Annotated in this window: 7 protein-coding genes; all 7 read left to right on the plus strand. The window is 74.7% G+C overall.

Annotation, left to right across the window (positions count from 1 at the left end; all coding sequences use genetic code 11):
* Nucleotides 1–161 precede the first annotated feature (161 nt).
* The gene (locus KV381_RS31685; RefSeq protein ID WP_218786870.1) at nucleotides 162–1,679 is read left to right on the plus strand and encodes a hypothetical protein; all 1,518 of its coding nucleotides are present in this window, start codon (nucleotides 162–164) and stop codon (nucleotides 1,677–1,679) included.
* Complete coding sequence (locus KV381_RS31690; protein ID WP_218786871.1) at nucleotides 1,676–2,764, plus strand: MoxR family ATPase; 1,089 nt, start codon at nucleotides 1,676–1,678, stop codon at nucleotides 2,762–2,764. Before KV381_RS31685 ends, KV381_RS31690 begins: the two co-directional genes overlap by 4 nt.
* Nucleotides 2,764–7,209, plus strand: coding sequence for an FxSxx-COOH system tetratricopeptide repeat protein (fxsT, locus tag KV381_RS31695; protein ID WP_218786872.1), 4,446 nt, complete (start codon nucleotides 2,764–2,766; stop codon nucleotides 7,207–7,209). The genes KV381_RS31690 and fxsT overlap by 1 nt, the downstream gene beginning before the upstream one ends.
* A gap of 97 nt (nucleotides 7,210–7,306) precedes the next feature.
* On the plus strand, nucleotides 7,307–8,479 hold the full coding sequence (locus KV381_RS31700) for a hypothetical protein (RefSeq protein ID WP_030623481.1): 1,173 nt from the start codon (nucleotides 7,307–7,309) through the stop codon (nucleotides 8,477–8,479).
* A complete protein-coding gene (locus tag KV381_RS31705; protein WP_078611026.1) occupies nucleotides 8,476–9,627 on the plus strand; it encodes a caspase family protein in 1,152 nt (383 codons plus the stop codon). Before KV381_RS31700 ends, KV381_RS31705 begins: the two co-directional genes overlap by 4 nt.
* Before the next feature lie 364 nt (nucleotides 9,628–9,991).
* Complete coding sequence (locus KV381_RS31710; protein ID WP_218786873.1) at nucleotides 9,992–11,845, plus strand: HEXXH motif domain-containing protein; 1,854 nt, start codon at nucleotides 9,992–9,994, stop codon at nucleotides 11,843–11,845.
* Between the two features lie 210 nt (nucleotides 11,846–12,055).
* Nucleotides 12,056–13,558 (plus strand): aldehyde dehydrogenase family protein, encoded by a 1,503-nt coding sequence (locus tag KV381_RS31715; protein ID WP_086777673.1) that lies wholly within the window; start codon nucleotides 12,056–12,058, stop codon nucleotides 13,556–13,558.
* Nucleotides 13,559–13,646: the final 88 nt, after the last annotated feature.

Raw genomic sequence — 13,646 nt, forward strand, 5'->3', positions numbered from 1 at the left:
TTCCTGCGGGCCCGTCCCGCCGGGGCCGTGCCCCGGGCGTGGGACGGGGTGCGAAAGGGGCGCGGCAGGGCCGGACAAGATCCTGGTTGCCGAAGATTCAATCGTGGTAACTTCGCCGCTAGCCATGTGAGTTGGACCGACTCGGCGGGGGATGGTCGGCTGTGAACGCTGTCCCGCACGGGCACCCGGGACCGGACCTGGTGCAGACGCTGGTCGATGCGCTGACCCTGCTCGAGTGCGTCAAGGACCGGGGGCAGCGGTACGAGTTCGTGGACACGGTGGCCTACCGGCTCGACATCGAGCTGACCTACCCGGACAGCACCCCCCGCATCGACATGATGCACCTGGTCCGCAAGGTGATCCACCGGCCCGGCGGCCCGGAGGCGATCCTCTACGCGGTCCGCGTCGTCTCCGGCAAGGACGACGCCGAGCGGATCGCCGCCGAGGCGGGCATCCGGACCGACGGCGACCGGCCGGGCCCCTGGCCCGCACCCGTCTTCGCCGAGAGCATCGCCCGGCAGGCGCGCCGGCTGCTCGACGAGGCGACGGACATCGACGGCGCACGGCTGCGCGCCCTCCTCGCCGAGGAGCTGCCCGGCGAACTGCCCGACAGCGGAACGCCTGCCGAACTCTTCGACCAGGCCCAGGACATGACCGCGCGCGCCGACGGTCTCCCGGCCGCCGTCGTGCTGGTCGAGGCGGCCGCCACCCTGTCGGCCGAGCGTGGCGCACCGCTGCGCCGGTGGTCGGACCGCTGGGCGACGGGCGACCCCACCGCGGCGGCCGACGACGCCCGGGCCGGGGTTCCCGGGGCGTCGGACGCGCTCGCCGTCTGCCGGCAGCGCCTGGAGCGGCCCACCGCCCCCGACCCGACCGTGCCCCGGTGCCTGGTCGTGATGGTCGACCCGGCCCGGGACGGTTCACCGGACGTCTTCGTCCGGCACTGGATCAACAAGGCCCCCGGCTACTGGCGGCCGGAGCCCGGCCAGGTGCAGACCGCCACCCTGGACACGCTGGCCGGAGCGGTCGAACACGCCGTCGAGCAGGGCGAGGCGCTGTGGGCCGACCGGCCCGCGGCCGGCGAACAGGGGCCGGTCCACGTCGAGTTCCTGCTCCCTTTCGACCTGCTCAACCACGACATGGCCCGCCTGGAACTGGGTACCAGAGCCCCGAGGCCCTGGCCGATCGGTCTGCGCTACCGGGTCCATCTGCGCAGCCTGGACCGGATGCGCGGCGACGCCGGGCAACTGCGCCGCTGGCAGGCCCGCTGGGACCGGCTGCGGACCGCCCCCGCCCCGGCCCCGCACCGCTGGAAGGCGGCGGACCGCGACGGCTTCGAGCGCTGGCGCGCCCACCTCGCCGGTGACGAGTCGCTGACCGCGGTCATCCTCGACGCGCCCGCCGTCCAGGGGCACGGCCTGGAGGCGCTGCAGGCCGCCGTCGTCGAGGGCATCGGTCTCGCCGCCTGGGACCGCAGGCTGGAGAGCACCTCGCACTCCAGTGAGCTGCTGACCCTGCTCCTGGGACACGCCTACACCCAACTGCCGGAAACGGTGAACAGGTTGAGGATGGGAGCGGAGGTCGACGAGGACGGCCCGCTGTGGGTGGGCAGGCACATCGCGTTCTTCTGGGACGACCCGTACCGACTGGTCGATCGTGAGGAGTTGTTGTCGGCATGACCGGACCGACCTCCGCCGCCCCGCCGCCCCCGTGGTGGGTCTTCCACGCGACCGGCAGGGCGCCCGAGGGCGAGCCGCCGGAGCTGCCCGCGCCGCCGCCCTGGCGGACGTTCCCCGGCGAACCGCTCCAGCCGCCGCCGCCCGAGGACGACCGGGCCGCCGACCGCCGCCTCGGCCGGATCCAGGACGGGCCGCAGCTCCGCCGTGAGGAGACCGACGCGGTCAACGCCGCCCTGCTGCTGCGCCGCCCGCTGCTCATCACCGGACCGCCGGGCGTCGGCAAGTCCACCCTGGCCTATCTGCTCGCCCGTGAGCTGGGGCTCGGCCGGGTACTGCCCTGGAGCGTCGTCAGCCGCAGCACGCTCAGGGGCGGTCTGTACGCGTACGACGCGATCGGCCGCGCCCAGGCCATCGCCGCCTGGCGGGCGGCCGACACCGGGAACCCGCACGGCCCCGCACCGGACGGCACCGGCGCGGACGCGGGCGAAGAGGGCGCGACCGCTGAAGGGCCGCCCGCGCTCGGCGACTTCGTCACCCTGGGCCCGCTCGGCACCGCCCTGCTCGCCTACGCGCGCCCCCGGGTGCTGCTCGTCGACGAGCTGGACAAGAGCGACATCGACCTGCCCAACGATCTCCTTCACGTCCTGGAGAACGGCAGCTACGAGATCCCCGAACTCGTGCGCAGCAACGAGGAGTCGGCGACCGTGTTCACCGACGACCCGCGCGGCACGGCGAGGATCGAGGGCGGCCGGGTGGAATGCGCGCAGTTCCCCGTCGTCGTCATCACCAGCAACGGCGAACGGGAGTTCCCCGCCGCGTTCCGCCGCCGCTGTCTGCCGCTGGAGATGGAACCGCCCGGCCGCGAGCAGCTGATCGGCATCGTCGTCAGCCATCTGCGCCAACGCCCGGAAGGCGTCGAGGCGCTGGTGGACGAGTTCGTCAACCGCCAACGCGGCGGCGGCACCCAGTCGATCGACCAGTTGCTCAACGCCGTCCAGCTGACGACCGCGGGCGGTTTTCAACCCGACGCCGACGGGCGTAAGCTCGTCGAGATGCTCCTCCGAGACCTCTCGAAGGGCCGCTGATGAACGGCTTGCCCAGGGAGCGCGCTCCGGACCCCGCGTCCGCGCCGGCCGCCTCCCCCGATCGCGCCACCGGCGACCGAACCGAGGACGGCGGCCCGTACGACCCGGACGCGGGCGCCGACTGGACGGAGCTCGCCGACGCCGCCTGGCTCGCCGCCGCCCGGCTCGAAGCCCACCGCGCCACCGGGCCCGCCCCGGACCACCCTCCCCACGCCGAACCGCGCCCCGACACGCCCCGCCGCACCCGCCCGGCGCCCCACGAGCCACCACCCGCAAGAACCCCCGAGCCCCGGCCCGACCCTCTCCCCGGCCCACCACCGCACCCCGCGCCCGACACCGTGCCCGGGGTCTCCGGGCTGCCGGGGCCCGCGGCGTACGAACGCGAGATCCTGACCGCTCGGGAGCACACGCGCACCGGCCCCGACCGGCTGCCGGGCGCCGGACGCGACCGGGCCGTCGTGCGGACGGCCCCGTTACGGCTGGCCAGGTCGCTGCGCGGGCTGGGCCGCAGGGTGCCCACCGGCGGCCGCAGCGCGCTGGACGAGGAGAGCACCGCCGAGCACGGGCTCACCGACGGCCTCTGGGTCCCCTACTTCCTCCCCGACCGTGAGCGCGCCTTCGACCTGGTGCTCCTCGTCGACCGGGCCCCCACCATGCCGCCCTGGCACGGCACCGTCCGGCAGATCGCCGACGAGGCCACCCGCAGCGGGGCCTTCCGCGATGTCCGCACCGTCGGGGTGACCCTGCCCGCCGACGGCGAACCCGCCCTGCGCTGGCCCGGCGGACGCGACGGGCACCCCGCCGAACTGCTCGACGGCCGTAACGCACGGCTCTTCCTCGTCGTCACGGACGGGCTCGCCCACGGCTGGGCGGGCCCCGGCGCCGACCGGTTGCTGGAACGGCTGACCTCGGGCGGGCCCACCGCGCTCGTCCACCTCCTGCCGCCCTATCTGCGCCACCGCTCCTCGCTGTTCCCCTTCCGCGCCCAACTGGACGCGGGCGGCTTCGGCGCGCCGAACCGCCGCTTCCACTGCCGCCCGCCGCACGGCGCCCACGACCCCGTACGGCCGCTGCCCGAACCGGACGACGACACCGTGCCCGTACCGGTGCTCAGCGTCCGCGCCGGGTCCTTCCGCGCCTGGGCCGACCTGGTGACCGGCGAACGCGGGGTGCGACGGACCCTGCCGGTCGTGCTGGCGGGCGCGATGGCCAAGGGAGCCTCCGCCCCCGGGCTGCGCACCCCGGTCGTCGACGGCCCCCGGGCGGCCGCCGCGGCCGTGCGCAGGTTCCGTTCGCTCGCCAGCCCCCTGGCCCGGCAGCTCGCCGTGCTGCTGGCCCTCGCCCCGATGGACTTCGCCGTCATCCAGGAACTGCGCGAGGCGGCCCTGCCGGACGCCGGGCCCGAACACCTCGCCGAGGTCATGATGGGCGGGCTGATCGACTGGGACGCCGACGCCGAGGGCGGGCCGGACTTCGCCGACGACGTACGCGAAGCCCTGCTCGCCACCAGCACCAGGACCCAACTCGCCCGCACCGTCGGCCTGCTGGCCGAACTGCGGACGGGCAAGGGGCACGGCGCCCGGCTCCGCGCGGCCCTCCACGACCCGGTGCGCACCGCCCTGCCCGGCACGGAACCCGGCGCCCGCCCCTGGCTCCGGATCGAACTCGCGGTCCTGCGGGCGCTGGCCGGCCCGTACGCGGGCCGGGCCGCCCGGGTGGCGGCCCGCCTGGTGCGCCCGCCGGGCGGCCCCCCTGCCCGGCCGGGTGAGATCGGTGCGAAACCGATGAAAGGCGCCCCGAATTGGGCAAAGCTGCCACCGGACAGCGTCGTTTCACCAGGAGGACCCGTGCCGCCCACGACACCCCCAGCAGCTGACACCTCGGCACCAGCTGACAACACCGCCCGGAGGGCCCACAAGGAGATGGAAGTCAAAACGCCGGAAGCACGCTTCGTCCGTACGGGCCAGCCGAAGATCATGGGCAATGTGCCGCCCAAGAACCCCAACTTCACGGGCCGCGAGTCGCTCCTCGCCGCCGTGGAGCGGCAGCTGACCGAGGACGAGACGACGGCGGTCCTCCCGCACGCTCTGCACGGCCTCGGCGGCGTGGGCAAATCGCAGATCGCGGTGGAGTACGTCTACCGCCACAGCGGCGACTACAACGTCATCTGGTGGATCCCCGCCGAGCAGGAGAGCCTGATCCTGGCCGCGCTCGCCGAGCTGGCGGCCAGCCTGGGCCTCCAGGTCGGCCCGCAGGCCAACACCGCCGTGCCCGCCGTCCGCGAGGCCCTGCGCACCGGAAAGCCCTTCGATAACTGGCTGCTGGTCTTCGACAACGCCGAGGACATCGAGGCGGTGCGCTCGTACTTCCCCAACGGCGGCCCCGGAAAGATCATCGTCACCTCGCGCAACCGGGAGTGGGAGCGGATCGCCACGCCCCTGAGCGTCGACGTCTTCGACCGCGAGGAGAGCATCGCCCTGCTCCAGCGCCGGGCCCGGGGACTGAGCACCCACGACGCGGGCCGGCTCGCCGAGGCGCTCGGCGATCTGCCGCTCGCCGTCGAGCAGGCCGGCGCCTGGCACGCGGCCACCGGTATGCCGGTCGACGAGTACCTCCAGCTGCTGGACGAGCGCCGCCCCGAAATCCTCGAACTGGCCCCGTCCCCGGACTATCCGCTGCCCGTCGCCGCGGTGTGGGACATCTCGCTCGGCAGGCTCACCGCCGAGAACCCGGCCGCCCGCCAACTCCTCCAGATCTGCGCCTGCATGGCGCCCGAACCCATCCCGCTGAACATGCTCCGCGGCGGCCGCAACGTCCAGATCACCCCCGAGCTGGACCCCGTGCTCCGCGACCCGCTGCTGCTCGCCCGCGCCACCCGCGATCTGAGCAAGCTCTCGCTGGTCCGCCTCGACCACAAGGCCGGCACGCTCCAGATGCACCGGCTCATGCAGAACGTGATCGTCGCCCGGTTGGACCCGGAGGAGCGGGAGCGGATGCGCAACGCCGCCCATCTGCTCCTGACCACCGCCAAGCCGGGCCTGCCCGCCTCACCGGAACAGTGGTCGACCTACCTCGGACTGCTGCCCCACATGATCGCCTCCGGCGCGGTCAACAGCTCGGACGCCTGGGTGCGCGACCTGGTCTTCGACATGGTCACCTTCCTCTACTACTGGGGCGCCCACGACGCGGGCGCGGACCTGACCCGGCAGGCGTGGGAGGCCTGGAGCGAGCAGTCCGCCGAGGAGGACCTGCACGTCATCCGGATCACCAAGATGCTCGGCTTCTACCTCCACCACCTCGGCCGGATCGCGGAGGCCGCGGCCCTGAGCGAACAGGCCATGGAGGTCTCGCGCACCGCGCCGATCCCCGAGGAGGAGGTGATCGACTCCATGCTCCAGCAGGCCGGATCGCTGCGGTACCGGGGCGACTTCGAGGCCGCCCGCGAGCTGAGCGCCGAGGCCTACGAGCGGGCGAGCGACCTCTACGGCCCGGAGGACCCGACGACGCTGAGCGCGGCCCACAGCTACGGCCTCTCGCTGCGGGTGAACGGCGACTTCCGGCAGGCGCGGGCGATCGACGGGGAGTCCGCCAGGCAGCGGGAGCTGCTCTACGGCCCGACCAGCGGGCTCACCGTCAACACCCTGAGCGCCCTGGCGGTGGACACCCGCGAGGCGGGCGACTTCCTGGAGGCCAGGGCCCTTCAGGAGTCGACCTACCAGACCTACCGCACCCACTTCGGCCCCACCAACGCGGCGACCATCCGGGCCGCGCTGAACCTCGCGATCTGCCGGCGCCGGGCCGGATTCCTGGAGGGGGCGGCGGAGCTGGTCGAGGAGATCCTGGAGAGCTTCACCAGCAGGTACGGCGCGGCGTACCCGGAAACCCTGGGGGCGGCCCTGGCGGCGGTCGTCGACCGCCGGATCGCGGGCAGGCTGGAGGACTCCCGCCGCCTCGGCCGGCAGACCCTCGACGGCTACCGGGACATCTTCGGCGAGCACCACCCGTACACCCTGTGCGCCATGATCAACGTGGCCGCCACCCTGCGGGCCCTGGGCGAGGTGGAGGAGGCCGAGCGGCTGGACACGGTCGCGGGGGAGCGGCTCCGGGCGGACCTGGGGGAGCGGCACGTCTACTCACTGGCCGCCGCGTTCGGCCGGGCCAACGACCACTACGCCAGGCTGGACTTCGCCGGCGCCCTGGAGGCCGACAGCGCCACCCTGCCGCTGCTGACCGAGGTGGCGGGCGAGGATCACCCCTTCACCCTGGTCTGCGTCGCGAACCTCTCGCTGGACCATCGCGGACTCGGCCACTCGGCGGAGGCGGACCGGCTCAACGCCCAGGCGGTGGAGGGTCTGACGCGTGTGCTGGGGGAGGAGCACCCGTGGCGGACCTCGGCCCGGCTGCACCAGCGCATCGAGTACGACCCGACGGTGATCCCGCTGTGAGGTGACGGATCGGTACGGGGGCGGGGCCGGGAGGCCGCGGACGCCCGATGTGTGACGGGGTGCGGTCGGCGGGAACACCACGGACGGGGGGCGATGCATGACCACGGTCATATTCATCCACGGTACGGGCGTGCGGCCGCCGCACACCGAGGCACTGAACGCGAAGGTCACGGCCTCACTCGCCGGGGCCGCCCCGGGTGTGCGGGTCGTGCCGCTCGACTGGGGCGAGCGGTACGGCGCCCGGCTCGCCGCGGGCGGGGCCAGCATTCCGCCGGACGGGGCCGGGGCCACCGAACGGGACGTGGCGGGCGAGGAGGACGGGGAGGACGCGGAGACCGCCGCCTGGGAGCGCCTGTACGAGGACCCGGAGGCGGAGTTGGCCCTGGTCGCCGCGCACGGTCCGGCGGGAGCGATACCCCCGGGCGCGGCCTTCCCGGACGAGGAGTTCCGGGACCGGCTGGCCCGGCTGGCGGCCCGTGGCGAGAGCGTCGCCCCGGAGCTGGGGCCCGGCCTCGGAGCACGGGCCGCCGACCTCGCCCGCAGCCCGCTGCTGACGCCGGCCGCGGAAGCCCTGGACCCCGAAGACCTGGCGCCGCTGCTGGCCCGCGCGCTGGCCGCCGCCGTGATCGGCGCGGCCCTCGCCGAGGACGCGCCGGTGATCACCGACGGCCCCACCCGCGACGCCGCCGTGGACCGGATCGCCCGGGAGCTCGGCGCCACCGGGTCCGGCTCCACCAGGGGGCCGGTGGGCCGGCTGATCGGCCGGCCCGTGCTGCGGCTCGGCTCCCGTTACGCGGTGCGCCGCCGCCGCGCCCTCACCGGGGCCGCCCACCCGGCCGCGGGCGATGTGCTCAAGTTCCTCGTACGGGGCGGTCCCCTGCGCACCGCCCTGCGCGAGCTGGCCGCCGCCGTGGAGCCGCCCGTCGTCCTCCTCGGCCACAGCCTCGGCGGGATCATCGCCCTCGACACCCTGATCGAGGCCCCGCTGCCCGGCGTCCGGCTGCTGGTCACGGTGGGCTCGCAGGCGCCGTTCCTGTACGAGACGGGGGCGCTGCCCCACCTCGACCACCCGGAGCCCCTGCCCGACCATGTCCCCGGCTGGCTCAACCTCCACGACCGCCGCGATCTTCTCGGCTTCGCCGCCGCACCGGTGTTCCCCGGCCGGGCCGAGGACATCGCGACGGACAACCGGCAGCCGTTCCCCGCCGCCCACAGCGCCTATTGGAGCGACCCGGCCGTCTACCGCGCCATCGCGGAGCGGCTGCCGTGAGCGCGGGCCCGGCTCACTCGGCCGGCCTGAGCGCACCCACCGTCGACCCTGCCCGGGTGGTGGCGCTCGTCGTCGGCGTCGAGGCCTATGCGGCGGGGCCCGGCTGGACGCTGCCGGGCCCGGTCCGCGACGCCCTGCGCTTCCGGGACTGGCTGCGGTCCACGGGCGTGCCGGACGCCAACATCCTGCTGCACCTCGCCCCGGCACAGGGCCCGGACGCGGTCACCGGCCACCGCGCCGCCGACCACGAGACCCTGCGACGGGCTCTGGTCCACGAACTGCCCGCCCGCCAGGGGGACATGCTCTGGATCTGGTGGGGCGGGCACGGCGTCCTGGACCGGGACGAACACCTGCGGCTGTACTGCGCCGACGCCACGGAGACCGACCGCCGCAACATCGACCTGGAGTCCGCCCGCCGCCGGCTGAGCAGTGATGTCCTGCCCGGGTTCGAGAGGCAGAACTGGGTCGTCGACGCCTGCCAGACCTTCGAGGAGCGCCACCGCCCCGCCGTCACGATCCCGGACGGAAGCCTCCCCGCCGGGCAGCGCCTGCGGATCCACCGGCAGAGCGTGCTGCTGGCCGCCGACCGGGGACAGCGCGCGGCCAACGACCCCGTACGCGGTCAGGGTGTCTTCTCGGACATCCTCCTGCGCGAACTGGCCACCCTGCCCGGCGGCCCGGCCCCCGACCCGGAAGCACTCTTCGCGGCCGTCCGGGGCCACTTCGACCGGCTGCGCGCCGAGGGAGGCCCCACCCAGCTCCCCACGCTCCAGCTGCACCGCCCCGGACACACGGAACATCTGCCCGCCCCGCCCCCACCACGGAACGGAGAGGCCCCCGGGCGGGACCGGGCGGGCGGCGGGCTGGTCCGGGTGGTCGAAGCGCTGCTCGCCTATCCGCTGATGAGCGACCGCGACGAACGCCAGACGATGGTCGCGGAGCTGGACCCGGTCCTGGTGGCCCGGATGCCGCGGCACGCGGTGCCCCGTACGGACATCCTGGGCATCCTGCGGACGCTGCGGCGGCGTCCGGAAGGCCCCTGGGACCTCTACCGGGCCGTCACCCTGCTCGACGACGACCCGGACCGGGCCGCCGAACTGGAGCAAGCCCTGCGGGAGTTCCAGGACGAGGACCGACCGGGCCCGTGATCGTACGGCGTGATCGCACGGGTTTCCGGAAGGCAACCTATTCGTCATGATGGGGAGGGACGGGTGGCATCGTGTGCCGCCGGACCGACAAGGGGGAACAGGCCTTGCAGCAGACGGCATCGGCCGGTGATCCGGCCGACTACCTGGAGTCCGATGTCGCGGACCTCGCGGAGGTGGGCGTCGCCGCCGTGCGCGCCCTCGCTCCCGCTCCCGGACGGCGTCTGCTGGAGGAGATCCGAAGAGCGCGCACCAGCATGCTGGCGGGCGGAAACCCTCCTGGCGGTGGCGCCCGGCTGAGCGCTGTGTGGCCTTCCCCAGGAGCGGGATCCCCGAGTCACGTCGGGACCACGACAGAGGAGAGCGGGTGCACCGACCGATACGGATGCCCGGCCGCTGGTTCGACGAACTGGCCGCGGGCGGAGGGTCGGTGGCGGCGGTCGGCTTCCTCGCGCGGGCCGAGCGGTCCCGACGTCTCCTGCTGATCGGCGAGTTGCTGGGCCGGCTGGAGGATCGGCCCACCCTGTTCGGCCCCGCCGTCCTCGGCGCCGTCTGGCGGACCGTGGAAGAGGCCGAGGCGCGCAGGCCGGGCTGCGCCGAGGAGTTGCTGCTCTGCCCGGAGGTGGGCAGCTGGCTCGCCCATACGCTGCGCCGCCTGCACGGTACCGCTGTCGGTCCGCCGCTCTGGGTGGACACCGGACATCTGGCCGCCGTCGCCCTGGTGGCCGCACTGCGCGCCGGAACGGCCGCCGATCTCGTCGTGCCCGCGAGGGAGGGCGCGGTGTCGCTGCCGACGCTCGGCCTCGCCCGGTTGCCGGGCACCCCGCTGCTGGGCTTCCAGCCGGTCCGGGCGCGCGTGCGCGAGGGAGAGCTGCACCTCACCCCGACCGTACGGCGCATGGGGGCGATCGCGCTCACCGTGCGCCCGCTCACCGCACCGCCGAGCGCCGTGTGGTGGCCGACGCACCGGCTGCCGGTCCGGCCGGGCGGGCCTGAAGTCGCCCTCGACGACACCGACCCCTACCGCGACCTCGACCGCCCGATTCCGCCCCGTCGGCTCACTCCACGCGAACTCGGCGCCTGGCAGCGGCTGTTCGCCGAAGCGGTGGAGCTGCTCGATGCCCGCCCCGCCCTGCCCCCCGCGCCGGGCTCCGACGCCCCGCCTGCCGCCGGCCCTGATCCCGCCACCGGATCCGGCCCCACCCGGCCCGGCACGCTGCGTCCCGAGGAGATCAGGCGCATCGTGCCCTGGCCCGGACGGATGCCGAACGGCCCCGTCGAGGGGCTCAGCGCCTCCACGGCGGACGCGTTCGGCTCCATGGTGGTGGCGGAGCCGCCGAACGGCGCGGCGCTCGCCGAGACGATGGTCCACGAGTTCCAGCACAGCAAGCTCGGCGCGCTGCTCCACCTCTTCGCGATGCTCGACGACGACCGCACCGAGGAGCACTACGCCCCGTGGCGTCCGGACCCGCGCCATCTGCCGGGGCTGCTCCACGGGGCGTACGCCTTCGTCGGCGTCGCCGGATTCTGGCGGGACCGGATCGGGGACCGGGCGGCCGACCCGCTGGAGCTGGCGCCCTTCCGGTTCGCGCTGCGCCGCATCCAGACCCGTACGGTCCTGCGGACCCTGGCGACCCGCGCCGCGCTCACCGGCCCCGGCCGCCGGCTGGTCGCCGGGCTCACCCGCACCGTCGACGGCTGGCTGCGCGAACCGGTGGACGGGCGGGCCGTGGCGCGGGCCCGCGCGGCGGCGGCCGGCCACCGGGCCGAGTGGCGGCTGCGCCATCTGCGGTGCGCGGACGAGGAACGCGCCGGGCTGGCGGCGGCGGTGCGCTCCGGGACGCCGCTTCCGCGGGCCCGGCCGCCCCGGCTCGTCCCGGCAGCGGAGCGCACCCACTGGCAGGACGTACGGGGCGCGCTCTACCTCCGCCCGGATGCCGCACCGGACCTCGCCCCGGCCGCCGCGCCGCCCCGGGCCGATGTGCTGCTGGTCCGGGGAGAGGCCGCGGCCGCACGGGCGGCGTACCGGGAGCGCTGGTCCGACGCGCCGGGGGATCCGCACCTCCTGACGGGCTGGCTGCTGGCGCACGCCGCGCTCCACCCCGGCCACCGGCGGCTCCTCGCCCGCCCGGAACGGTTCGCCGCCGCCGTCACGGGGGAGGGGCCCGAGGTGTGGGAGCGGGCGGCCCATCTGCTGGCCGGTACGGAACCACCCGGCTGACCAGCACCGGGCCGCTCCCCACGGAGCCGGGGAAGCACCCGGAAGAGGCCGTCACGCGTGAGGCGCATCACTCTGCGTGAAATTCTCGGCATACATTTCGCCGGACCGGGGAGGGGTCCAGGCCGCTGGTGTGCCGTACCCCGGTCCACCGCGCAGCATGCCCTGGCCGAACCGGAGGGGGCATTTCAGGCACGGAAGGCGAAAAACGACATGTCGGCGCTCACTACCATCCACATCGACGGCACCTGGCGGGCCGCCGGATCAGGCGCGACGCGCGAGATCCTGGACCCCGCCGACGCCACGGTCCTGGCCGTCGTCGCGGAGGGCGGGGCCGAGGATGCCGATGCGGCCATCGCGGCGGCGCGGCGCGCCTTCGACGACGGCCCCTGGCCGCACAAGCCCGTCGCCGAGCGGGCCGGGCTGCTGCGCCGGGTCGCCGAGCTGCTCCAGCGGGACCGCGAGGAGATCGCGATCACCGAGAGCCGCGACACCGGTAAGACCCTCGAAGAGGGCCGGGTCGACGTCGACGACGTGACGAACGCCTTCCGCTACTTCGCCGACCTCGTGATGAACGAGAGCGGCGGCCGGGTCGTCGACGCGGGCGACCCCGACGTCCACAGCATCGTCGTCCACGAGCCGGTCGGCGTCTGCGCCCTGATCGCCCCCTGGAACTACCCCCTCCTCCAGGCCAGCTGGAAGATCGCCCCGGCCCTCGCCGCGGGCAACACCTTCGTGCTCAAGCCCAGCGAGGTCACCCCGCTCTCCACCGTCCACCTGATCCGGCTGCTCTCCGAAGCCGGACTGCCCGACGGCGCCGCCAACCTGGTCACCGGCGCGGGCGACCCGGTGGGCGCCCGGTTCTCCGAGCACCCGGACGTCGACCTGGTCTCCTTCACCGGCGGCCTCGCCAGCGGTACGAAGGTGGCCCAGGCAGCCGCGCCGACCGTGAAGAAGGTCGCCCTGGAGCTCGGCGGCAAGAACCCCAACGTGGTCTTCGCCGACGCCTGCGCCACCGACGAGGGCTTCGACACCGCCGTCGACCAGGCGCTGAACGCCGCGTTCTTCCACAGCGGCCAGGTCTGCTCCGCCGGCGCCCGCCTGATCATCGAGGAGAGCGTCCGCGACCGGTTCGTCACCGAGCTGGCCCGCCGCGCCGACGCCATCCGCCTCGGCCGGGGCACCTTCGAGGGCGTCGAGTGCGGCCCCCTCGTCTCCGCCCAGCAGCTCGCCAAGGTCGAGATGTACGTCGCCTCCGCCCGCGAGGAGGGTGCGATCGTCCGGGCCGGCGGCGAGCGCCCGGAGCCGAACGACGTACGCCCCGAGGGCGGCTACTTCTACCGGCCGACCGTCCTCGACGGCTGCCACCGGGGGATGAAGGTGGTCCGCGAGGAGACCTTCGGCCCGATTCTCACCGTCGAGACCTTCCGTACCGAGGAAGAGGCCATCACGCTGGCCAACGACACCGACTACGGTCTCGCCGGCGCGGTCTGGACGACCGACGCGGGCCGGGCCCGCCGGGTCGCCGGACGGCTGCGCCACGGCACCGTCTGGATCAACGACTACCACCCCTACCTCCCGCAGGCCGAGTGGGGCGGCTTCGGGAAGTCCGGCACGGGCCGTGAGCTGGGCCCGACGGGGCTCGCCGAGTACCGCGAGTCCAAGCACATCTACCAGAACCTCAACCCGCGCCCCCAGCGCTGGTTCGCCGGCTGACGCCTGCGGGGGCCGGGCGGAACACCCGCCGTCCGGCCCCACCCGGCTGTTCGCAGCACCACGTACACGCACGAACCTTGCAGAAGGA

The organism is Streptomyces sp. WY228 (genome assembly GCF_019287315.1).
Lineage (GTDB): Bacteria > Actinomycetota > Actinomycetes > Streptomycetales > Streptomycetaceae > Streptomyces > Streptomyces caviscabies.

Coding starts and splice junctions, on each gene's coding strand:
- KV381_RS31690 (WP_218786871.1), top strand. CDS start 1,676: ATGACCGGACCGACCTCCGCCGCCCCGCCGCCCCCGTGGTGGGTCTTC.
- fxsT (WP_218786872.1), top strand. CDS start 2,764: ATGAACGGCTTGCCCAGGGAGCGCGCTCCGGACCCCGCGTCCGCGCCG.
- KV381_RS31700 (WP_030623481.1), top strand. CDS start 7,307: ATGACCACGGTCATATTCATCCACGGTACGGGCGTGCGGCCGCCGCAC.
- KV381_RS31715 (WP_086777673.1), top strand. CDS start 12,056: ATGTCGGCGCTCACTACCATCCACATCGACGGCACCTGGCGGGCCGCC.